Origin of the sequence: Stenotrophomonas sp. 17(2023), assembly GCF_030345315.1 — a bacterium.
GTDB lineage: Bacteria > Pseudomonadota > Gammaproteobacteria > Xanthomonadales > Xanthomonadaceae > Stenotrophomonas > Stenotrophomonas acidaminiphila.
This window is the reverse complement of record NZ_CP128405.1, coordinates 1,884,945-1,907,706: the sequence shown is the minus strand read 5'-3', so window position 1 is coordinate 1,907,706 and position 22,762 is coordinate 1,884,945. Positions and strand designations below refer to the sequence as shown.

18 protein-coding genes are annotated in these 22,762 nt (G+C 70.0%); all 18 read right to left on the bottom strand.

Annotation, left to right across the window (positions count from 1 at the left end; genetic code table 11):
- Positions 1-4: 4 nt before the first annotated feature.
- The 18 genes from fliE to QQA12_RS08550 all read right to left on the bottom strand — a co-directional run bounded on the left by fliE (position 5) and on the right by QQA12_RS08550 (position 22,703).
- A complete protein-coding gene (gene fliE / locus QQA12_RS08635) occupies positions 5-367 on the bottom strand; it encodes a flagellar hook-basal body complex protein FliE (RefSeq protein WP_182212848.1) in 363 nt (120 codons plus the stop codon).
- A gap of 295 nt (positions 368-662) precedes the next feature.
- Complete coding sequence (locus QQA12_RS08630; protein ID WP_226049920.1) at positions 663-4,154, bottom strand: glycosyltransferase; 3,492 nt, start codon at positions 4,152-4,154, stop codon at positions 663-665.
- Between the two features lie 38 nt (positions 4,155-4,192).
- Positions 4,193-5,497 carry a CDP-glycerol glycerophosphotransferase family protein gene (locus tag QQA12_RS08625; RefSeq protein ID WP_226049068.1) on the bottom strand — a complete coding sequence of 435 codons (1,305 nt, stop codon included), beginning with the start codon at positions 5,495-5,497 and terminating at the stop codon, positions 4,193-4,195.
- A complete protein-coding gene (locus QQA12_RS08620) occupies positions 5,494-6,621 on the bottom strand; it encodes a DegT/DnrJ/EryC1/StrS family aminotransferase (RefSeq protein WP_226049067.1) in 1,128 nt (375 codons plus the stop codon). Before QQA12_RS08620 ends, QQA12_RS08625 begins: the two co-directional genes overlap by 4 nt.
- A 92-nt stretch (positions 6,622-6,713) precedes the next feature.
- The gene (locus tag QQA12_RS08615) at positions 6,714-7,997 is read right to left on the bottom strand and encodes an ATP-grasp domain-containing protein (protein WP_226049066.1); all 1,284 of its coding nucleotides are present in this window, start codon (positions 7,995-7,997) and stop codon (positions 6,714-6,716) included.
- Between the two features lies 1 nt (position 7,998).
- Positions 7,999-11,883: a CDP-glycerol glycerophosphotransferase family protein gene (locus tag QQA12_RS08610; protein ID WP_226049065.1), complete on the bottom strand. Its 3,885-nt coding sequence runs from the start codon at positions 11,881-11,883 to the stop codon at positions 7,999-8,001.
- 14 nt (positions 11,884-11,897) lie between these two features.
- Complete coding sequence (locus QQA12_RS08605; RefSeq protein ID WP_054665792.1) at positions 11,898-12,290, bottom strand: adenylyltransferase/cytidyltransferase family protein; 393 nt, start codon at positions 12,288-12,290, stop codon at positions 11,898-11,900.
- A 70-nt stretch (positions 12,291-12,360) separates the two neighbouring features.
- Positions 12,361-13,020 carry a TylF/MycF/NovP-related O-methyltransferase gene (locus tag QQA12_RS08600; protein ID WP_226049064.1) on the bottom strand — a complete coding sequence of 220 codons (660 nt, stop codon included), beginning with the start codon at positions 13,018-13,020 and terminating at the stop codon, positions 12,361-12,363.
- 12 nt (positions 13,021-13,032) lie between these two features.
- Positions 13,033-14,049 (bottom strand): XcbB/CpsF family capsular polysaccharide biosynthesis protein, encoded by a 1,017-nt coding sequence (locus QQA12_RS08595; RefSeq protein WP_226049063.1) that lies wholly within the window; start codon positions 14,047-14,049, stop codon positions 13,033-13,035.
- A 141-nt stretch (positions 14,050-14,190) separates the two neighbouring features.
- Positions 14,191-15,642 carry a sigma-54 dependent transcriptional regulator gene (locus tag QQA12_RS08590; protein WP_226049062.1) on the bottom strand — a complete coding sequence of 484 codons (1,452 nt, stop codon included), beginning with the start codon at positions 15,640-15,642 and terminating at the stop codon, positions 14,191-14,193.
- Positions 15,635-16,018 carry a response regulator transcription factor gene (locus QQA12_RS08585; protein WP_054665780.1) on the bottom strand — a complete coding sequence of 128 codons (384 nt, stop codon included), beginning with the start codon at positions 16,016-16,018 and terminating at the stop codon, positions 15,635-15,637. Before QQA12_RS08585 ends, QQA12_RS08590 begins: the two co-directional genes overlap by 8 nt.
- Positions 16,019-16,031: 13 nt before the next feature.
- A complete protein-coding gene (gene rpoN / locus QQA12_RS08580; protein WP_226049061.1) occupies positions 16,032-17,447 on the bottom strand; it encodes an RNA polymerase factor sigma-54 in 1,416 nt (471 codons plus the stop codon).
- Positions 17,448-17,713: 266 nt separating this feature from the next.
- Positions 17,714-18,346, bottom strand: a complete 633-nt coding sequence (locus QQA12_RS08575) for a response regulator transcription factor (protein WP_054668677.1) — start codon at positions 18,344-18,346, stop codon at positions 17,714-17,716.
- Between the two features lie 84 nt (positions 18,347-18,430).
- On the bottom strand, positions 18,431-19,015 hold the full coding sequence (locus QQA12_RS08570) for a PilZ domain-containing protein (protein ID WP_226049060.1): 585 nt from the start codon (positions 19,013-19,015) through the stop codon (positions 18,431-18,433).
- Positions 19,012-19,320 (bottom strand): hypothetical protein, encoded by a 309-nt coding sequence (locus QQA12_RS08565; protein ID WP_182212854.1) that lies wholly within the window; start codon positions 19,318-19,320, stop codon positions 19,012-19,014. The genes QQA12_RS08570 and QQA12_RS08565 overlap by 4 nt, the downstream gene beginning before the upstream one ends.
- Positions 19,321-19,324: 4 nt before the next feature.
- Positions 19,325-19,744, bottom strand: coding sequence for a flagellar export chaperone FliS (gene fliS, locus QQA12_RS08560; protein WP_054665771.1), 420 nt, complete (start codon positions 19,742-19,744; stop codon positions 19,325-19,327).
- Between the two features lie 109 nt (positions 19,745-19,853).
- The gene (gene fliD / locus QQA12_RS08555) at positions 19,854-21,215 is read right to left on the bottom strand and encodes a flagellar filament capping protein FliD (RefSeq protein ID WP_226049059.1); all 1,362 of its coding nucleotides are present in this window, start codon (positions 21,213-21,215) and stop codon (positions 19,854-19,856) included.
- A 240-nt stretch (positions 21,216-21,455) separates the two neighbouring features.
- Entirely contained in the window at positions 21,456-22,703 is a 1,248-nt protein-coding gene (locus QQA12_RS08550) for a flagellin (RefSeq protein WP_226049058.1), read from the bottom strand.
- Positions 22,704-22,762 lie beyond the last annotated feature (59 nt).

Here is a 22,762-nt window from a genome sequence, read left to right as displayed (position 1 = left end):
TTCCTTACAGCGGCATGTTCATCACGTCCTGGTAAGCCTGGACGAGACGGTTGCGGACTTCCACGGTGGCGCGGAACGCCAGCTGGGACTGCTGCGACGCGACCATGACCTTGGCCAGGTCGGCGCCGGGCTCGCCGCGCTCGAAGGCGGCGGCCAGTGCGCCGGAGACCTGCTGGGCGCGGTTGACGTCGGCCAGGGCACCTTGCAGCGTGTCGGTGAAGCTGGCCACCGGCGCGCTGGCGGGCCGGATTCCGGCCAATCCTTCGATGGCATTGCTGCGCGCGACGTCGGCGGCCGGCAACGGCTGGCTGGCCTGGGTCTGGTAGCTGCGGATCTGGGAAAGGATGGAATTGACGGAGTGGGACATCGACAAGGTTCCGGGACAGGGGAGTACTGCCTGTTCATGTGCAAGTCGTGTGCCGGAACCCCGCAGGGCGGGAAAACCGCCGGAGCGCGTCCATCAAGGGGCGAGGCGGTGGTTCCTGCGACGGTTTTCCGTCGGTGTAGCCAGAGAACCGTGGGGCTTGGCGCCCGTGGAAAGCCGGGGCGCCGGATCGAAAGTCACAGGCGACGGGAAGCCGGCGTCGGGTCTGGTGGGCACCCGCCGGATGCCGGTGGCGGCGCAGCCATCGCGGCTCCGCCGCGCGCGTTCATCCGCGCATTCAGGGCAGCCAGGCGGCCTGCCATTGCGCCAGGCCGGCGTCGGCCAGCATCCAGTCGCGGTGTACCGCGGCACGCAGCGCGTCGCCGGCATCGGCACGGGCGCCGGCGTCGGCCAGATGCGCGCGGATCGCCGCGACCCAGTCGCGGTGGCGGTTGCGCACCCGGGTCACCGGCAGGCTCCCGTCGCGGTAGGGGCCGACATCGCTGCAGACCACGGGAACCGCGCAGGCGCCGTACTCCAGCAGGCGCAGGTTGCTCTTGCACTCATTGAAGCGGTTCTGCTCGAGCGGGGCGATCGCCAGGTCCAGGTCGAGGCGGGCCAGGTAGCGCGGATACGCTTCGATGTCGACACCGGGATGGAACTCGGCCACGTGCGGGCGCAACCGCTCCGGGCACATGCCGAAGAACACCCAGTCCACTTCCCCGGCCAGTTCGGCCACCACGTCGGCCACCATCTCCAGGTCGCCGGTATGGCCCACGCCGCCGGCCCAGCCCACCCGCGGCCGCGTACCGGTGCCGCGGCGCGGTGCCGGCAGGCCCGTCCACCAGCCCGGCGGCAGGCGGTTGTGGGCGATGCGGATGTCCGGGTGCAGGCCGGCGAGGGCCTCGGCCAGCGCCGGGGTTGAGACCACGACCCGGTCGACCCGTGCGAACGCCTGCCGCAGGGTGCGCAGGATGTCGCGCGGCATGTGTTCGCGATGCGCGCTCTTGGCCGGGAGGTTCGGCAGGTAGTCGTCCAGCTCGTAGATCTTCAGCGCGCGCGAGAAGCGCGGCATGCGCCGCATGCGTTCCAGGTCCTCGTCGGAAATCCGGCGCTGCAGTACCACCACGTCGGGATCGATGCGTGCCTGCTCGACCGGGTCCAGCAGCGTGGCGTAGAGCGCGCCCTCGGCATGGCCGGCGCCGCGCAGTGCCTCGAACGGCTGGATCACCCGGTACTGGCCGCTGCCCCACGGGTCGGCCGGATGCGCAAGCACGCGCGGTATCGGCCGCCACGGCAGCGGCTGCCAGGAGAAGTCCGATTCGCCCAGGCTGAAGCCACCGGCCACGTCCAGCCGCAGGCTCGGGTTGTAGGCCGGATCGTGGGCCAGGGCAGGCAGCCAGCGCTCCAGCAAGGCGTCGGTGGCGGCGTCCGCCAGCGGCGTCGCCTGCACCGAATGCAACAGCAGCGCATGCGGGGTCCACACCGTGAGGTAGCCGCGCTGGCGCGCGCGCAGGCACAGGTCGACGTCGGCGCCGGCGTCGGCGAAGGCGGCATGGTCGAAGCCGTCCAGTTCGGCGAACAGCGCCTTGCCGACCAGCAGGCAGCTGTCGGCCACGGCCGAATAGTTCTGCGCCACCTGCAGCCGGTGCATGTAGCCCGGGGCGTCCATCCGTGCGCCGGCGAAGGCGCGGCCGCCGCAGTCCAGCAGGCCGGGCACCAGCCCGGCGTGGGTGATCGCGCCATCGGCGGAGATGGTCTTGCCGCCGACGATCCCCACTTCCGGACGCAGCCCGTGGTTGAGCAGTTCGTGCAGCCACTGCGGCTGCAGCGCCGCCACGTCCGGACGCAGGAACAGCAGGAACTCGCCGGCGGCCTGGGTGGCGGCCACGTTGCAGGCGGCGGCGTGGGCCAGCGGCGGGTCGAAGGCGAATGCGCGCACGCGGCCGGCGGCCAGCGCCTCCACCTGCTGCATCCACTGGCGGACCCCGGCGCTGGCCCCGTTGTCGACCAGCAGCAGCTCGTAGTTCGGATAGGCGGTCTTTTCCAGCAGCGACACCACGCAGCGTTCCAGCGCGGCCAGCGCGGTGTCCGCCGCGACCACCAGCAGCATCGATACCGCCGGTTGCTGGTCGTGGCCGTAGTCGATCCGGTGCAGGCCGTCGCCGGCGCTTTCCAGTGTCGCCGCGGGGTAGCCGCGCGCGTGCAGGTGGCGCAGGATGGCGCGCCGTATCGCCTGCGCGTCCAGGCGCGGTGGTGCACAGGTCAGCAGCGGCTCGGGCAGGTGCATGATGCCGTCGAAGCCGTGCTTCTGGATCAGGCGCAGGATCAGGTCCAGTTCCGCGGCGGCGCCGGCATCCGCATCGAACCCGCCGGCCGCGAGCACCGCGTCGCGGCGCAGTACCCAGTGCCCGGCCAGCATCGCCGGGTTGCCGAGCAGCAGGTCGAGATTGAGGTCGGGGCGCAGTGCCGGCGCCAGGTCGGCCGGGCTCGCGCGGTGCCATTCGTCGGCGAAGACCGCGTGCAGCCCGTCCCCGGCCACCGCCAGCTGCAGCAGCAGGCGGATCATCCCGCCGGGGGTGAACGTCGCCTCGGCATCGACATGCAGCAGCCAGTCCACGTCCCAGTCCGCACACAGCGTTTGCAGCGGCGCCGCCGACGCGGCATCGCCCAGCCACTGGATCGCATGCACGGTGGCCGGGGGCGCGTAACGCGGCGGCAGTACGCCGGTTGCCCTGACACTGATCCGAGCGGCCAGCTCTACCGGCAGGAACGCCAGGCCGGACAGGATGCGGCGCATCGCGGCGGGGTCGGCGCCGGCGCGGATCACCACCCCCAGGCGGCCGTGCCGCCCATGGCCGGCAACGAACTCGCGCACGATCCGCAGCTGCGCGCCGTTGGGACGCCGGCGGCCATGCCATGCGCGCAGCGGGTGCGTGGCGTGCGCGATGGCCAGGGCCTGTTCCAGGGCCGCGCCCAGGTCGATCCGTGCCGCCGGCCGCGAGCCGTCCAGCGGTGCGACCGCGACCTGGCGGGTGTCCCCGCCGCGGTACCAGCCTAGGGCGCGGATCGCCTGGCGGAACGCGTCGTGGTTGTCCTGGCCGATGCCGGGCGTGTCGCGCCCGTGCTGGCTGAACTGGTGCCGGGAGATGCGGAAGCCCAGCAGCGGGCGGCAGCTCATCGCCACCGGGCCGCTGCGCATCAGCTTGACGTACATCGCCAGGTCGGCCACCCAGGCGATACGGGTGTCGCCGAGGAACGGCAGCCGGTCGCCCAGTTCCAGCGCGTGCGCGCGCCGGCACATCGCCGCGCTGGGTTCGCCGAGGAAATTGACCGTATGGTCGGCGAGGAAGTCGATCAGGTCGTGGCCGTCGATCAGCACGTCCTCGGCCGCCGGGAAAGCGGTCGCCAGTTCGTCGCGGATCAGTCCGGAGCGTTCGTCGATCAGGTGGCGCCGGGCGAAGGCCAGGGCGAGCCCTGGAACGCGCGCGAAGGCGTCGACCAGCGTGGCGATGCAGTCGTCGTACAGCACGTCGTCATCGTGCAGGAACTTGACGAACTCGCCGCTGGCCAGCGCGATGCCGCGCGCGGTGCTGCCGGTTTCGCCCAGGTGCGCGGGGTTGCGCGCGTAGTGCACCGGGAAGTCCACCCGCGCGGCGAATGCCTGGACGATGTCCCTGACCCGGTCGCCCCTGGAGTCGTCGCAGACCACCAGTTCCAGCGGGCGATGGGTCTGCCGGCGCACGCTCTCCAGCGCATGCGGCAGCCATGCCGCCTTGTAGGCGGGCATCACCACGCTGACCAGAGGGGTGGCGGGGGAAGCATTCATCAGGCGTGGGTTCCGGCAAGAGTGTCGTGTATCCGTTCCACCAGCCGGCGCGCATTGCAGGCGTCGTCGTGGCGGAAGAACAGGCGGCGGGCATTGCGGTAGCGCTCGTCGGGCGCGAAGCGCGGTGCCGCCAGGCGCGCTTCCAGCGCATCCAGCAGGGCATCGAACGTGGTCGTCACCGGCCCCGGGAACGCCAGGTCCAGGTCGTACAGCAGGCCGTTCTGGCGCTGCCGGTAGTCGTCCAGGTCATGGGCGAAGCCGATCACCGGCAGGTCCAGGCACAGCGCATCGATGTAGACCGAGGAGTAGTCGGTCAGCACCAGGCTGCTCTCGCGCAGCAGCGGCGCGATCTCGTGGAAGTCGGCATGGCCCAGGTCGACGATGGCGTCACCGTCGGCGTGGCGCGCCAGGCCCGGTTCCGCCCTGGCGGCTGCCACGTAGTGCCCGCGGAACCCCAGTACCGCATCGTGGCGCCGCAGCAGATGCTTCAGCCGCGCCACTTCGGCGTCGCTGAAGGCATAGTCGCGGTCGCCTGCGGCGCTGGCGTCACGGTAGGTGGGCGCATAGAGCAGCAGCCGGCGGCCGCGGCGCAGGGCGCGCACCCGGGCCAGCTCGGTGCGCAGCGTGGCCGGCAGCTCGGCCTCGGGCATGCGCAGGAAATCGGTGCGCGGCAGTCCGGTGACCCAGACGTTGGCCGGCGGAATCGGATGGAAGATCGCTGCCATCGCATTGGCATCCACTTCCGATGACGCCACCAGCCCCGTGTAGAAGCGGCGCTCGCGACGGCGGAAACGGTCGCGGTCGCCGTGCCGGCGCTGGCTGGGATTGGCCAGGGCGAACAGCCGCTTGAGCGGAATGCCGTGCCAGAGGTTGACCACCAGCCTGCGGCGCAGCGCGGGCCGCGGCGCGCCATGGCCGCCGTCGCGCCAGGCCAGCGACATGTCCAGCGCGGTGGAGTTGGTCAGCAGCAGGACCCCGCAGCGGGCCAGTTCCAGCAGCCCGGCCAGGGTGTCCAGGGCCACGATCCGCACGCGCGCCGACTCCTCGATGCCGCGCGGGCGATGGCCGCCGCGCACGAATATGCGGATCTGCACGCGCGGGTCGTCGCGCACCTGTTCGTACACCGCACGCGCGTTCTCGATGAACTGCCCGCGCTTGAGCGGGTGGTCGAAAAATGCCCAGCGTTCACTGCGCTTGGGCAGTACCCAGTCCAGTACCCGCCACAGCGCCAGCAGGGGGACGCCCAGCCGGGCATCCACGATCCGGCGGTGGTGCAGCAACGGGCGTGTCCCGGGCCGGGTCATGCCGCATGCATGCGCAACTGCGCAACGATCAGGTCACATACCCGGTCGACCTCGGCGGAGGCGAGGTCCGGGTGGATCGGCAGGCACAGCACGCGGCGTGCGGCGGCGTGCGCGACCGGCAGGTTGCCCGGGGTTGCCGAGGGCAGGCCCCGGTACATCGGGAACTCGCTGATCAGCGGGTGGAAATAGCGCCGTACCAGGATGTTCTGCGCGCGCATGAGCTGGTAGAGCGCATCGCGGCTGATCGGGAAATCCTCGTCGATCATCACCGGGAAGTAGGCATGGTTGCCCATGTCCCGGCTGACCCTGGGCAGGCAGTGCAGGCCGCGGATCGCGGACAGGCGCTGGCGGTACTGCGCATCGATCTCGGCACGCCGCGCCAGGGCGCGGTCGATGTGCCGGAGCTGCAGCAGCCCGAAGGCGGCGCTGACCTCGTGCATCTTGCCGTTGATGCCGGGGGCGACCACGGTGGTCTCGTTGACGAAGCCGAAGTTCTTGAGGTGGTCGATGCGCTGCTTGGTGCGCGCGTCCGGGCATACGATGGCGCCGCCCTCGAAGGTGTTGAACACCTTGGTGGCGTGGAAACTGAGGATCGACAGGTCGCCGTGGCGCAGCACGCTGCCGCGTGCGTCGCGCACCGCGAAGGCATGGGCAGCGTCGTAAATGACCTTCAGGTTGTAGGTGTCGGCGATGCGGGCGATGGCCGATACGTCGCAGGGCGTGCCATAGCAGTGCACCGGCATGATCGCCGTGGTCTGCGGGGTGATCGCCGCCTCGATCTTGGCCGGATCCAGGTTGAGTGTTTCCGGGTCGATGTCCACGAACACCGGCTTGACGCCGTTCCACAGCAGCGAGTGCGCGGTGGCCACGAAGGAATAGGGGGTGGTGATGACCTCGCCGGTGATGCGCAGTGCCTGCAGCGCGGTGACCAGGGCCAGCGTGCCGTTGGCGAACAGGGCGATGTGCTTGACCCCCAGATAGCTGCACAACGCCTTCTCCAGCGCCTGATGCATGCTGCCGGCGTTGGTCAGGATGCGGCTTTCCCAGATCCGCTCCAGGTACGGGATGAACTCCTCCAGCGGTGGCAGGAGGGGGCTGGTGACGTGGACGGGCTTGGTTTTCATCCAGGGCTCTGGTTCGGCATGCCTGCGCGGCGCTGGTTCCGATGCAAGACCCGTTCCAGCCGCGCGCCCGTATGTGCCGGGCCGGGCCGATGTCAGCTGCGGGTGTCCAGCAGCTGCTCGACGGCATCCAGGTCGAAGACCGGGATGCCGGTGGCTTCCCGCACCTCCCGGCGTTCGCTGAAGGCGTCGTCGATGAAAATCGCTGGCAGATCGCTGGCGATGGCGGCACTTTTCGCTGAGCCGTCGCGCAGGTGCACGATCCGCGCGAACAGTGCCGGGCACAGCCGGTGCTGTTCCAGGGTCTGGCGCGGGCAGGCGCGGTGGCGGGTCAGCAGCACCACCTCGATGTCCGCCGCGCTCCACTGGTAGAGCAGGGCGGCGATGATCGGGTTGACCTTGCCGTCGAGGATCAGGGTGTCGTCCAGGTCCAGGTAGACGCGGCGGTAGTGCAGCCCGGTGCGGTAGCGGTTGCCGAGCGCGCGGTCGAGCTGGACCGCGTGGTCCAGCGGCAGCACCGAGAACGGGCGATCCAGGTACGCATAGACATGGAGCAGGGCGAAGTTGACGCCGCGCATCCGCGACAGCGCCATGGAACCGGCGATCCGCGGCGCGACCTCGAGCAGCCTGGGCACGCCGTGGACGTCGCGCCGCGCCTGGAAGAACCAGGCCCCGCGCAGCCGCAGTTCGCCCGCGATCGCCGCGGCCATCGCCACCAGGTCGGGTACGTCGGCCGGCTCGGTGCGCACGCTGATGCCGTTGCGGGTGCGGGCCCGGCACCGCGGCGCGGCATGCAGCAGGCGGCCGTCGGCGGCCGACAGGCAGTCCACCGTGTATTCCTCGCCGGGCAGGTATTCGCTGAATACGTAGGGTTCGCCGGCTTCCAGCAGCTGGCGGTGGCGGTGTGCGTCGTCGACGCGCTCGGCGCCGCGGCTGCCCTGGCCGATGGCCGGCTTGGCGAACAGCGGATAGTGGCCGCCCACCGGGCCGGCGTCCGCGGGCACGATGCCCAGCGGGCGCAGGCGTGCGTAGGTCGCGCGTTTGTCCCGGCACAGCATCGCCAGTCCGGCGTCGGGCACCGCGGCGGCGGCGCGCAGCCGCCCGCGCTGCGCGGCCAGCAGCGGAATCACGTCGTCGTGCGCGGGCACCACCAGGTCGATGCCCCATTCGTCGATCAGGGCGTTGAGTTCGGCGACGAGATCGCCGGAACGGGTATCGGCTGCGATGCGCCGGTAGCGGCGATAGACGAACTCGCCGTGATCGTCCACCGACGATGCCCCGTGCAGGACGATGTCCTTGGCCTGGCGCAGGGCGGCATGGATCTCCAGCCCGATCTCCGAACCGCAGGGGAACACCAGTACGTGGATGCGCGCGGCCATCTCAGCCGATGCCCGCCACGGCGCGCTCGAACTGGGCCAGTGCGCGTTGCGAGTAGGCTTCGGCGTCCCAGGCCGCGGCCACGTGCGGGTGCTCCAGCCAGGCGCCCATGCCCTGGGCCAGTCCTTCGGTCGAGTCCGGTACCAGTGCGCCGCAGCCTCCGCCCAGTACGCTGCGCGGGCCGGGAATGTCGGTGGACAGCACCGGGCGGCCGAGCGTCAATGCCTCGAGCAGGACGATGCCCTGGCCCTCGTAGTGCGAGGACAGCACGAACAGGTCGAGCGCGCGCATCACCGGGTAGGGGTTGGCCAGCGCGCCGGTGAGCAGCACGTCGTGCTCCAGCCCCAGCTCGGCGATGCGCTGCTGCAGCAGCGGCCGTTCCGGGCCCTCGCCGACGATCACCAGGCGCACCCGCGGGTGGCGGCGGCGCACCTGCGCGAAGGCGTCCAGCAGCCGGCGATGGCCTTTCTCCGGCGACAGCCGGCCCACCGTCCCCAGCAGTACATGGCCATCACGCCAGTCGGCGAGCCCGGCCGGGAGCGGCTCCCGCGCATGGCGCCGGATGAACGCGGGGTCGATGCAGTTGTCGACGCTGTGGAAGCGATCGGCCTGCTGGCCCGGTACCGGGCCAAAGCGGCGCCGGTTGACCGCATCCAGGCTGTCGGACACCGATATCAGCGCGTCGCACAGCGGGTACTGCTCGAATACCTTGGCCAGCTGCGGGTGACGGCTGCGGAATTCCTGTTCCATGTCGTTGTGCAGGTACGCCACGCAGCGCGTTCCCGGTGGGCGGCCGCGTGCGAACAAGGCGGTCCAGAACGCCGCATAGCCGGAAAAATCCACCACCGCGTCGAAATCGGCGCTGCCGAACTGGCGCGCGTACTCGCGGACGTAATAGGTCTGCAGCAATGCCATCTGGCGCGGGTTGAGCACTTCGCGGCTGCCCTGGCGGGTACTGAGCCACGCCTGCTCGCGGTTGGCCACCGGGAAGCTGATGCGCCCCCAGCGCGCCACGTGCGCGGGCAGCTCGGCGAAGCGCTCCATGCGCTGCGGGTAGCTTTCCAGCGTCCACGGGTCGACGATCACGGTCAATGCCATCTTCGACGGGTCGATCGACCCGGCCAGGCGGTTGAACGAAGCGGTCACCCCGTTGGGGCTGAAATTGCCGACCTGGAACAGCAGGGTGCGCTTGCTCCGCGGTGGCCTGGCGACCTCATGCCGGGTATCGCCTTCGAAGAAGAAGCGGACGGTCCGCGCCGCCGATCCACCGTCCTCCAGCGGCCAGTACGCCTGGCGCGCGGCCTCGCGCCGGGCCGCATCGTCATGCCCGGGCGTGCGCGCGGCCAGCGCCTGCGACAGCGCCTGTTCGAGCGCGTCGGCGGTGTGGCAGGCCTGCACCGGCAGGGTGTCGATGTCGAAGTACAGCCCGCGCTCGCGGCGGTATTGCTCCAGGTCCGGAACGTACAGCACCACCGGGCGGCCGCTGGGCAGGAAATCGAACAGGATCGAGGAGTAGTCGGTGACCAGCACGTCCACCACCGCCATTAGCTCGGTGATGTCGGTTCCGGCCGGCACCGGCATCGCGCCTTCCGGCAGCGGCCCGAGCTTGCGGGCCACCATGTGGTGGCCACTGAACAGCACGGTGGCGCCATGCCCGGCCAGGCGTGCGATCGCGCCGGACACCAGCTCGGCATCCAGCGACGCGCCGTCCAGGCTGCCGCGCCAGGTAGGGGCGTACAGGACGATGCGCGCATCGGCATCCAGGCCCAGGCGCTGCCTGATCCGCGCACGGGCGTGGGCGTCGGCGTCGAGCATCAGGTCGATCCGCGGCTGGCCGGTGTCGGCGATGCGGCCGCCGATCACCTCGGCCACCTGCATCGACTCGAGCAGCACCTGCCGGGTGAAGGCGTTGGGCATTGCCAGGTGCGTGGCCTGCAGCAGGTTGCGCACGGCGTTCTTGTGGTCGAACAGGGCACCGGGAATATCGGCACCCAGCTTCTTCAGCGGCGTGCCGTGCCAGGTGTTGAGATAGCGCTGCTGCGGGCGCCGCACGAAGTACGGCATGAACGTGTTGTTGTTCACCAGCCAGCCGGCGGTGGCCAGGTAACGCGCGTACAGGGGGCTGCCATGGCGGACGAAGACCACGTCCGGCGCGGCGGCCAGGTCCGGCGGAATGACCGCGTGCGGCTTGACCGCCCAGACATGCAGCATGCCGCGCCCGGCCAGGTGCGCGCGCGCCGCGCGGAACACCGCCAGCGGGTTGCAGCTCACCGAGTCGCCATGGAAGCTTTCGTACAGGACCACCTCGTCGCGGACCGGCAGGGTCTCGATGAACTCGGCGTACTCGAGCTTGATGTCGCGCGCGGACTGGGCCGGGTTGCCGGTGTCCTCGGGAACAATGTCGAAGTCGCGCCGGAACAGGCGGGTGTCGAGGAACGCCAGGCAGGCTTCGGCATCGCGCCCGGCGCGGTGCAGGACCACGCCCAGGCGGTAGTGCAGGCGCGGGCAGTGGGTGTCATGGCGGGCAGCGGCGGCGTGGTAGGCCGCGGCGGCCTCGGCGTCAAGGCCCAGGCGCTCGCAGGCCTGGCCGAGCTCGACGTGCGCGTGCGCGTCGACCCTGTCGATGCACAGCCGCTCGCTCCACGCCTGGCGCTGCCGTGCCGTATCCGGGTCCGCGGCGGGCAGGGCCTGCGGCTCCTGCGGCAGGCATTGCAGCCATGCCGCGATCGCCGCGCCGGTATCGCCGCTGGCATGCAGGCATACGCCCTGCCGGTAGCGCCAGTCGCCATCCTCGCGCAGCGCCAGGGCGCGCGCGTAGGCCGCGGCTGCGTCGGCCGGGCGCTGCAGGCGCTCCAGCATCCAGCCGTGGCGGTAGTGCCATTCCGGTTGCGATGGCTGCAGCGCGAGCGCGGCGCGGTAGGCCTCCACGGCCTCTTCCCAGCGGTGCAGCATCTCCAGCAGGCGGCCATGGGCGAAACGCAGTGGCGCATTGCCGGCCTGGCCCGGCTGCTGCAGGCGCTGCCGGTAGGCACACTCGGCGCCGGCCCAGTCCTTCTCCCGCTCATGCCACAGGCCGATGCCCAGTACCGCCGCGTCCGCATCCGAAGCGATGGCGCGGGCGTAGCAGGCCTCGGCGGCCTGGGGATGCCCGCGCCGTTCTTCCACGCGGCCGAGCCGGTAATGGGTATCGGTGTTGCATCCGTCCAGCGCCAGTGCCCGGGCGTAGGCGCTGGCGGCATCGTCCAGCCAGCCCAGGCGCTCGCAGGCCACGCCCAGCTCATGGAACCAGTCGGCGCGGTCGTCCTGCAGGGCGGTGGCGGTGCGCAGCGCGGTCACCACCCGCCGCCAGCCATTGCGCCGGGCCACGATCGAGCCGAGCAGCGCGTGGTGCGCGGCGACCCCGGGCTGCAGGTCGCAGGCGCACACCGCGAACATGTCGGCCACGTCCCACAACTGCATCCGCGCCAGGTTGGCAGCGATGCGGGCGAACACCGTGCCCGGCGCGTCCAGGGCCTCGAGCAGTGCCAGCGTGCGCAGGTTGAAGCGGGTCTTGGCGGCCACCTCCAGGCGTTCGCCAGCGGCCAGGCTGGTCTGCAGGCCCTGCGCCTGGCCGATGCGGGCGTAGTGCGCCACCGGGTCGCGGCGATGGTCGCCCTCCAGGTGCATGGCCTGGTACCACCACAGGTCGAACGTGGCCGACGGGTTGCGGTACTCACGCCAGCCGTGGTCGCGGAAGTGCTCCCACGCGCCGTCGTCGGTACCGGCAAGATCCGGGTTGCCGGCGCGGTAGAAGTCCGCGTCGAACCATGCCGGCACGGCCGGCTGCTGGGCAGCGCCGGCCTCGGCGGCAGCCGGGGCCGGGGACGGGATGGCGGTGGTGTCGTTCATCGGGACGCTGCCGCTTACTGCATCGAGCGGATGCTGGCCTTGAGGGCGGAGCTGGAGATGTTCTCGGTACGCGGCAGGTAGCGGACCTGGCAGTAGCGCGACAGCTCGTCGAAATGGCCCCGCCAGTCCGAGCCCATCACCAGGACGTCCGCGCCGAGCCGGCGGATGTCGTCGGCCTTCTGTTCCCAGCTGTCCTCAGGGAACACGTCGTCGACGTAGCGGATGGCGCGCAGCACCGCTTCGCGGTCGGAATAGCTCTGCGTGGCGCGCTTGTCCTTGATCGCATTGAAGCTGTCCGAGGACAGGCCCACGACCAGCGAGCTGCCCAATGCCCGCGCGCGCCGCAGCAGGTTGACATGACCGATATGCAGCAGGTCGAAGGTGCCGTAGGTCAGGACGATGGTCATGCCGGATTCCGTGCGAACGTTGATGGCCGGGGGCATGCAAGGTGCATGCCGGCAACCGCCGCCGGCGCGGTCAGCGGGTGATCCGGACCGCCACCTGGACCCATTCCGATTTCCACAGGTATTCGAAGTCGCGGTCGTACCGCTGGCACCAGTCGAGCAGGGCGCGGTGTTCGTCGTCGCGGAAGTCGTCCCCGGCCTGCATGAAGTACTCGTCGAACAGGATCACCGTGCCCGGCGCGATCCGCGCCTCCAGGCCGGCCAGCGCCTCAAGCGTGGAGCTGTACAGGTCGGCATCGGCATGGATCAGCGCCAGCGGGGCGTCCAGCCGTGCGGCCACGCCGTCGACGGTGTCGCTGAACCAGCCCGGCACCACCTCGACATTGGCGGCCTCGAACACCGGGATGTCTTCCGGCGCCAGCGCGAAGGCGCCCTTGCGCCACGCGCCCATCCAGTCCTCGGGCAGCCCCTCGAAGCTGTCCAGCAGGTACAGCCTGCGCCCGGCCGGCATGCGCGCATGCAGGAAGCGTGCGCACTGGCCCTTGAACACACCCAGTTGCAGGAAATCGCCCGGCAGGCGCACGTCGCGCACCGCCTCGTCCAGCGCGGTGAACTTGTAGCTGTACCAGCGGTCCTCATCCGGACCGAAGCTGCGGGTGGGCAGCTCGGGCACGCCGGGCAGGCGCGTGCGCACGCGCAGGAAACGCTCGGCCAGGCGGGGGTCGACAGGCATCGGCGGCTCCACTCAGGACCGGTTCGCGGCGCGCAGCGCGTCGAGCTGGGCAGGATCGACATCGACCCCGCACAGCAACTGGTTGAGCAGGGTCACCTGCAGCCCCAGCGACGCCGGCGCCACATCCGGGTGGTCGCTGATCGCCGGGTTCTGCACGTCGATGAAGGCCATGTTCCGGCCTTCCGCCGAGGCCATGGCGATATCGCGGATGTAGGGCAGCTGCGGCGACTGGCTGGAGTAGATCAGCAGCCGGCGTGCCGGCGGGCAGGCCGTGGCCAGGGCCGCGCTGAACAGCTCGCGCTTGTCGCGCGGGAACACGCCGCAGGTGAAATGCGAGTCGCGATAGCGGCGCACGTAGTAGTCGTCGGACAGGATCGGCTCCACGCAGACCGCGTTCAACCCGGTGCGCAGCGAATGCAGCAGGGCGCCGGAGCCGCCCTTGGAGGCGCCGTACAGGACCGTGTGCCGCGGCTCGATGTCCAGCTCGGCCATCACCCGGGTGATCAATGCGGACACGCGGGCCTCGTTGTCCGGCTGCGCCAGCGTATCGGTGTAGAACGCGCCGACCACGCCGCCGAGGTCGGCGATGCGCAGGATCGCCGTATCCCACGGCATGTACTTCGGCGCCTGGCTCAGGTTCCGTGCGAGGTAGCGCGCCGAGAACCCGGCCTCGTACATCTGGTCGACCTGCGACATGCTGGAAAAGACCACCAGCAGGCGCCGCGCCGGGGCATGTGCCGGCTTTTCCAGCAGGTAGCAGACGCCGTCGTGCTCGCGCAGGCCGAACTGTGTATGCCTGGCCCAGAACCGGGGCGCCGCCTTGGCATGCACGAACGAGGTCACGGCGCCGTCGTCGTTGCTGAACTTGTAGACCAGGAAGCCCTGGCCGACCAGATGCAGCAGCAGCGCCTTCAGTTGCGGGTCCCTGCGCGACAGGTGGATCAGGTTGCTGTCGCCGGGGTGCCGCAGGTGCACGAACCGGGTGTCGGCCAGGTCGGCATGGGCCGCGTCGTCGGCATCAAGGTCCATGGCAAGCGCCATTGTTCGGTATCTCCTGCGATCGTATGCGGCATGCGCCTCCCGCCCTTGTCCGGTACGGGCCAGGGGCGCCCACCGATGTCCTGCAAGCGGCGTGCCCGGCAGCGGGAGTCGGCTCCCGCGGCGGGGGCGTCAGGGGGTTTCGTTCTGCTCGCGGTCGATCCCGTACTTGCGCAGCTTCTCCACCAGGGTGGTGCGGCGCAGGCCGAGCAGCTGCGCGGCATGGGCGACCACGCCCTGGGTGCGTTCGAGTGCCTCGTTGATCAGTTTCAGCTCGATGCCGGCCATGTGGTCGCGCAGGTCCAGGCCATCGTCGGGCAGCCGTGCCGGCGCCGTGCCGCCCCCGGCGGCGGCCGGGGCGGGCGTCGGCACGCTGGCCGACAGGCTGGCCAGCGGCCGCTCGTCATCCAGCGCCACCGGCGGCGGGGCGGCCTCGCTGCGGTAGCGCGCGGGCAGGTCCTGGACCCGCACCAGCCCGCCCGGGTGCAGCACCGCCAGGCGCTCGACCAGGTTGGTCAGTTCGCGCACGTTGCCCGGCCAGCGATAGGCGGCCAGCGCCTGCAGTGCTTCGGCGGCGAAGCGGACCTCGCCACGGCCGGTACGCGCCAGCTGCGCGGCGATGGTCTCCACCAGCGCCGGAATGTCGCTGATGCGTTCGCGCAGCGCCGGCACGTCGATCGGGAACACATTCAGGCGGTAGAACAGGTCCTCGCGGAACTTGCCTTCGGCGATGCGGGTTTCCAGGTTGCGGTGGGTGGCGGCGATCACCCGCACGTTGCAGCGGATGGTCTGGTTGCCGCCGACGCGCTCGAAGCTGCGTTCCTGCAGCACGCGCAGCAGCTTGACCTGCATCGGCAGGCTCATGTCGCCGATCTCGTCCAGCAGCAGGGTGCCACCCTCGGCCATTTCGAAACGGCCCTTGCGCGCGCTCAACGCACCGGTGAAGGCACCCTTCTCGTGGCCGAACAGCTCGCTTTCCAGCAGGTCCGGCGGGATCGCGCCACAGTTGATGGCCACGAACGGGCCGTCGCGGCGCGGCGAGCGCAGGTGGATGGCGCGTGACACCACTTCCTTGCCGGTGCCCGATTCGCCGAGCACCAGCACCGTGGTGTCGAACCCGGCGACCTGTTCGATCAGCTGGCGCAGCTCGGTCACCGCCGGACTGGTGCCGGTGGGGCCGGTGTCCTCGCCGCCGCCGGAATGGTGCTCGGCGTCCAGCCGCTTGAGGCTGGCGCGGCGCAGCAACGCCTCCATCTGCGCATGGCGCATGGGCTGTTCGAGCGGCCAGACATTGGCCTCGTGCAGGCCGTAATGGCGCGCGAACGCCAGCGGGTCGCTCTCGGCCAGCAGCACCGGCGGCATACCGGTGCCGGCCAGCCAGTTGAAGAACGGCGCGGCCCGTGCCGGATCCTCGATGGTGCCCACCACCAGCGCCATCCAGTCGTTGACCCGGTGGCGGCTGGTGTCGATGTCGCCCACGTCGGTGACCCAGCGCGGGTTGAGGTCCATGAACTCCAGCAGCGCCACCGTACGCTCGGCACGGACGCCCTCGCTGTCGATCACGAGGATGCGCGATTCACTCATGGCCCTGTTCCTGCCGTACGCCTTCCAGGATCGGCATGACCTCCTGGATGTAGGACAGCTTGCTGACGAAATTGTCGGCGCCGGCGCGCTGGGCGTGCTCGCGGTGCTCGGCGTCGTCGAAATGGCTGGCGATCACGATGTACGGCGGCTCGTCCTGGGTCTTGATCAGGCGCGTGGCCTGCAGCCCGCCCATCTCCGGCATCGCCAGGTCCATCAGCACCACCTGCGGGCGCAACGCCTCGGAGCGCTCGATCGCCTCCAGCCCGTTGGCGGCGCTGCCGACGACCTGCAGCCAGTCGACCTTGCGGAAATGGCGCATGGCCGCGTTGATGAAGCCTTCATGGTCGTCGACCAGCAGAACGGTGAGCTTGCTCATTGGATTCCTCGGATCAGCCTACGCGGGCCAGCAACGGACGCGCATTGTGCCGCTTCCGCTCGCGTGCCGGGGCGATGTCCAGCTGTTCGCGGTATTTCGCCACGGTGCGACGGGCGATGTTGACCCCCTGCCGCGACAGCAGTTCGGCGATGGCCTCGTCGGCGAGCGGGCGTGCCGGCGGCTCGGATTCGATCAGCCGCCGCACCATCGCCTTGACCGCCTGCCCGGAGATGCTGGCGCCGTCCAGGCGCACGGCGAAGAAGTGCTTCAGCTCGAAGGTGCCGCGCGGGGTCTGCATGAACTTGCCGGAGGTGATGCGCGAGACGGTGGACTCGTGCATGCCGATGGCGTCGGCCACTTCCTTCAGGGTCAGCGGCGCCATGGCTTCCTCGCCCTCGGCCAGGAACGCGGCCTGGCGTTCGACGATGACCCGCGCGGTGCGCAGCAGGGTGTCGTAGCGCATGGACAGGCCACGGGTGAACCAGCGCGCTTCCTGCAGCATCTCGCGCATCGGCTGGGTAGCGGCGCTGCCTTCGCTGGCGACCAGGGCGCGTTCGTAGGCCGGGTTGAGGCTCACGCGCGGCGTGGTGGCCGGATTCAGCGCCACCCGCCACTGGCCGTCGGCGCGCCAGGCCACCACTTCCGGAATGACCGCCGCGTCGGCCTGCGGCTGCAGCGTGTCGCCGGGGCGCGGCTGCAGCGACAGGACCAGGCGGAACGCTTCGAGCACATCGGCCTGTTCGGCATCGAGCTGGCGCGCGATGGCGGCATAGTCGTGGCTGGCCAGCAACTGCAGATCCTCGCCCAGCAGCCGCGCCGCCAGGTGCCGGGCCGGCACCGTGCCGGGCATGGCGGCCAGCTGCGCCTGCAGGCACTCGCGGAGGTCGCGCGCGGCCATGCCGGCCGGTTCGCCCTGCAGCAGGCGCTGGCGGATGCTCTCCACATGCGCGCCGTCGCGGTCGAAGCGGGCGCTGGCCAGCAGGGTCAGCTGCGGCAGCGGCGCCTGCAGGTAGCCGGCGTCGTCGCAATGCTCCAGCCAGAACGCGGCGATCGCCAGGTCACCCTCGTCCAGGTCCAGCGACAGTGCCTGCAGGATGCGCAGGTGCGGGTCGCTGGACTCGCCCATCGCCAGGCGCGCGGTACGGTCCTCGTCGGCGTCGTTCCAGCTGGCGCCGGCCACGTCCCACATCGAGCTCTCCGGCAGTTCGTCGAACGCGGCGGTCTCCAGCTGCGGGTCGCCGTCGGTGGTGGCTTCTGCCACGCCGGGGGCGGCGTCTTCCTCGATCTCCAGCAGCGGGTTGTTCTCCAGTACCTGGCGGATCTCCTGCTCCAGCTGCAGGCCATTGAGCTGCAGCAGGCGGATGGACTGCAGCAGGGCGGGCGTGAGGTGGAGCTGTTGCCCGAGCTGGGTGGCGAGCGTGGCTTTCATGTCGTCTGATCCCCGTGGCCGCCATGTGACGCGACCGTGATGGAACACATCTTGCGTAGGGGGTGTCAGGGAATGAATAGGAGAAAACCCTGCGCCGTCAGGGATGCACCTGACACGACGTAAGGATTCACCCTACATTTCGTCATTAATCTGTCGCGGCCGTGGAGCCGGGGTTTTGCGTATCAAGGACTTACGGAATTCTGACGCAGCAGGCGCCGGATTTCCGAATCTGTGACGCGATTCCAACGCCGGCCAACGTCACCGGTTCAGGCGAGTTCCTGCTGGTGGCGCACCGCCAGCAGCAGCAGGTCGTTTGCGCGACGGCAGCCCAGGGCTTCCATCATGCGCGCGCGGTGGGTCTCGACCGTCTTCACGCTGATCCCCAGCTCGGCGGCGATTTCCTTGGTGGTACGGCCATTGCCGAGCTGGCGCAGGATCTGCCGCTGGCGCGGCGACAGTGCGGCGATGCCGGTGGGGCGTTCGCGACCAAGCATGGGCGCGAGCATCCGCGTGGAGATCTGCGGGCTCAGGAACACCTGCCCGGAATGGGCCGCGCGCAGGGCAACCTCCAGCTCCTGCGGGGCGGCATCCTTGACCACGAACCCGACCGCGCCGCGGTCCAGCGCATCGCGCACGTGCGCGGTGTCGTCGTGCATCGACATCATCACCACGCGCGCCTGCGGCACCCGGCGGCGGATGTCGGACAGGGCTTCTAGGCCGCTGCGGCCGGGCAGGGAAAGGTCCATCAGCACCACCTCGGGGTGATGCTGCACGGCCAGTTCCAGCGCCTGGTCGGCGTTGCTGGCTTCGCCGACCACGAGCACACCGCCGAACGTCTGCAGCAGGCGGCACAGGCCGGCACGCACCAGCGTATGGTCATCGACGATCAGGACACGCACGGCCACGGGCACCGCTTGGGAATGGCCGCACCTTAGCCGAGCGCGCGCGTGCGCGCCAAGCGGCAAAGGTCATGAACGGGCGGATCAACGCGGGCGCCGGCTGTCGGCGACCTGGCGCCGGTGCAGGCGGAACAGGTGGCGTTCCAGCGCGGTGTCCAGCGCGTCGCCGGTACTCTGCAGGCGCAGCCACAGGTAGAGCCCGCCGTTGCCCGAGGCGGCTTCGCCCAGCACCTGTACCGGCAGTTCGATGTGGTCGGGCAGCCAGTCGGCCGGCTGCAGGCGCACGATGCCGGCGCTGCCCTGGACCGCGCCGGTGCGCTGGCCCAGTTCGAGCCGCAGGCCCCGGCGCGACCAGCGCACCGGGCGCAGCGGCAGGGCCTGGGTGGATTGCCGCAGCAGGCGCCCCAGCAGCACCAGGGCCAGGTCCATGCGGGCTTCCAGCCGCGCCAGTTGCTGGCTGCCTTCGGCACCACGCTCGTCGGAATCGTCGGTGCCGCGCGAGTCTTCCACCAGCGCCACGCTGCGCAACAGCATTTCCGCCGCGCCGGCACGGATCGCGCCGCTGCCCGGCTCGAACACCGCCGGCAGCGAGACGTCGCAGGTCAGCGTGTCCTCGAACAGCTCGACCTCGGCCGGGTGGTGCACGATGCTGGCGCCGGGCGCGTTCATGCCAGCGATTCGGCCTGCTGGTAGGCGTGCGCGGCGCGCACCGACTGGCGTCCGGCGCGCAGCCGCGCGGCGGCGATGTCACGACGTACCAGCATGTCGGCCATCAGCGACTGCTGCAGTGCCAGCAGGTTGCGCAGGCCGTTGGCCGCGGCCTGGGCGCCGCAGGCCTCCACGAACTCGCGCAGGCGGCGGTCGTGGCCGTTGGCGATGCGCTCGGCCTGGGCGTGGTCTTCCTGCTCCACCGCCACGCGCAGCGCTTCCAGGTCGTCGTGCAGGGCCTTCAGGGTGTGATCGGGGTCCATCATGTCCTCAGGCTCCGGTGACGGCGGGGCGTTGGCGCTGGTCGGAAGGGATCGCGTTCCAGGCCGACTCGATCTCGCCCATGAGCGACAGCGACTCCTGCAGGGCCAGCACGTCGTTGTTGAGGTTGGCTTCGGTCAGGCGCTGGATGACGTAGTCGTACAGTGCCGAGAGGTTGCCGGCGATCTCGCCGCCGGCCTCGTGGTCGAGCGAGCCGTTGAGGTGGCCGATGATGGCGCAGGCTTCGCCGATGGCCTTGCCCTTCATCGCCTGGTCGCCCTGGGCAAGAAACGCCTCGGCGCGACGGATGCGCTCGCCGGCCCCTTCGAACAGCAGGGCCACCAGTTTGTGCGGATCGGCATCCACAACCTTGGTGGACACGCCGACCTTGCGGTACTGCTCGGCGTAGTTGCGGCTGGAACCGTACATGGTGAGAGTCTCCTGGGACCTGTCCGGCGCGCGGTCCGGGCGGCGTCGGCAATGATGGGGTGGTATCCGTGTATCGGCCGTCATGGCCGTTTACTTGAATGACGGACGATTATTTCTGCAGTGCAGCAAGCTGCTGGGCAAGGTAGTTGCTGGTGCCCTGCATCTGCGCGACCAGCGAGTCCATCGCGGTGAACTGCCGGGTGTAGCGCGCCGACACCTTCTCCATGCGCGCGTCGAGGTCGTCCAGGTCCTTTTCCAGCTTCTTGATCTGCTTGTTGAGCGCGTCGGTACGCAGGGTCAGGGTGCCGGTGCCGGTGTCCAGGTTGCTCTTGAGCAGCTTGGACAGGCCGTCGGACAGGGTGCCGTCCTTGCCCAGCAGGCGCGCGGCCGCGTTCGGGTTCTCGGCCAGGGTCTTGTCGAACGTGCTGGCATTCAGCGCCAGGGTGCCGTCGGTGTTGATGGTCAGCCCCAGCGCCTTCATGTCCACGACGTTGGCGCTGAGCTGGCCGCGCAGCTGCTGCTGCAGGCCGCGCACCAGCGAGTCGCCGGTCAGGGTCGATGCGCGCTTGTTGGTGGCGTCGTAGGCGCTGGAGTTCTTGAGCAGGTTGACCGAGGCGTTGTAGGCGCTGACGAAGGCCTGCAGGTTGATCTTCAGCGGCGCGTTGTCCTGGCTGACGGTCAGGGTCCTGGTGGTGCCTTCCTCGGCCTTGTTCAGGTTGAGGGTGATGCCGGGGATCAGGTCGCTGATGCTGTTGCTGCTGGACTCGCGTTCGAAGCCGTCCACCCGCACCCGGGCATTGGTGGCGGCCACGGTCTGGGCGAGGCCGCCGCTGGTGCCGTCCCAGGTCAGGGCGGAAAGCCCACCGTTGCCGCCGCTGGCCGAGACGGTCAGGGCGCCCTTGGTGCCCGCGTCCACGGCATTGAGCACCAGGTGCTGGCCGTCGCTGGCGGTGATGACGGTGGCGTTGACGCCCTTGCCGTTGGCGCTCTTGTTGATCGCCGCGGCGATGTCGGCCAGGGTGCTGCCGGGCTTGATCTCGACGTCGATCGACTTGTCGTCCCAGGCGATCTTCAGGGTGCCGTCACCGACCGCCGCATCGGCGGCGAACGCCCCGGAACTGAGCTTCTGCGGTTGCGCCAGGCTCAGCACTTCGACGTTGTAGGAGCCGGCCACCGCCAGGGTCTTGCCGGTGGTGGCATCGGTCACCACGGTCGCGCCGAAGCCGCTGCCTTCCGGAACCGAGGTCTTGTAGGCCTGGTTGCTGGCGCCCTTGACCAGCGCATCCAGCGCCGACTGCATGCTGCTCAGCGAGCTCTTGATGCTGCCCAGCGCCGAAAGTTTGGCGGTGACCGTCGATCCCTGGGTATTGATGCGGTCGGCGGCCGGCTTGCGCTCGTTGGCGACCAGCTGCGAGACGAGGGTGGGGATGTCCAGGCCGGAGCCGACGACGGAGAGGGAGGACGAGGCCATCTGGATTCCTTTTGCGCAAATGGACACCCTTGCAGGCATCCCGGATATCGGCACGTGCCGGGGCTTCTTTAGCCCGGGGACGGCTTTGGGTCCCGCCTTGGGTGCAAGTCCCGTGCCGGGAGCGCCCCCGGGGCCCGCCGCCGGACCGGGCGGCGGCCTTCGCGGCTGCAAATGGATGAAGCCCCCGCCATCGCTGGCGGGGGCTTCGGGTCATGGCCTGGTCGGGCTGACCCCGACGGATCAGCGCAGCAGGCTGAGCACGTTCTGGGTCGAGCTGTTGGCCTGGCTCAGCATCGCGGTGCCTGCCTGCTGCAGGATCTGCGTGCGGGTCATCTCGGCCGTTTCCTTGGCGTAGTCGGCGTCGCGGATGCGGCTGCGCGAAGCGGACAGGTTTTCCGAGGTGGTGGCCAGGTTGGCGATGGTGGAGCTGAAGCGGTTCTGGATCGCACCCATGTCGGCGCGCGAGCTGTTGACCGCGGTCAGCGCCTTGTCCACCACTTCCAGGGCGCGCTGGGCGCCGACGAAGGAGGAGATGTCCATCTTGCCGGCGACCGTTTCCTGGGCCGGGGCGGTCACCGCGGCGGCGGTCTGGGCGGTGAAGGCGGTGGCACCCGCGGTCACGCCGGTGGCCTGGCCGGTGACGGCGTCGGTGATGGTGCCGAAGGTGAAGCCGGTGGTGTACTGGTTGCCCTTGACCGCCTGCAGCTTGACCGCGCCGGCGCTGTCCAGGGTGGCGTAGACGCCGGTCTGGTCCATCTTGTCGTTGATGGCGGTGGCGACCTTCTGGTTGATGGTCTTGACGCTGTCGCCGGCATTGAACTTGACGTCGTCGATGTTGATCGTCTGCGCCGCGCTGGCGCCGACCTGCTGCACGCTGATCTTGACGCCCGAGATCTTGCCGGCGGCGGCGGCGACGCCCGAAGCGGTCGCGGCAACCACGTTGACGGCGGTGGTGTCGGAGGCGAAGTTCATCTTGCCCAGGTTGGCGGTGCGCGAATCGACGATGTTGTTGATGCCGATGGTCTGGCCGGCGTCGGCGCCGACCTGGAACAGCGCGCCGGTGAAGCTGCCGTCCAGCAGCTTGGTGCCGTTGAAGCTGGTCTGGTTGGCGACGCGGTCGATTTCCTTCAGCAGCTGGTTGACTTCGGCGTTCAGTGCGTCGCGGTCGGTGCCGGAGTTGGTGGCGTTGGCCGACTGCACGGCCAGTTCGCGGATACGCTGCAGGTTGTTGCCGATTTCGACCATAGCGCCTTCGGCGGTCTGCGCCAGCGAGATGCCGTCGTTGGCGTTGCGGGTGGCAACGTCCAGGCCGCGGATCTGGGTGGTGAAGCGCTCGGAAATCGCCAGGCCGGCGGCGTCATCCTTGGCGCTGTTGATGCGCATGCCCGAGGACAGGCGCTGGATGCTGGTCGCCAGGCTGGTGGCGCTGGTGTTCAGGTTGCGCTGGGCGTTCAGCGACATGATGTTGGTGTTGATGACTTGTGCCATGATTCGGATTCCTTTTTGGCGTTTGATCCGGCAGCTCAACCTGACCGGTACTGAGTGCA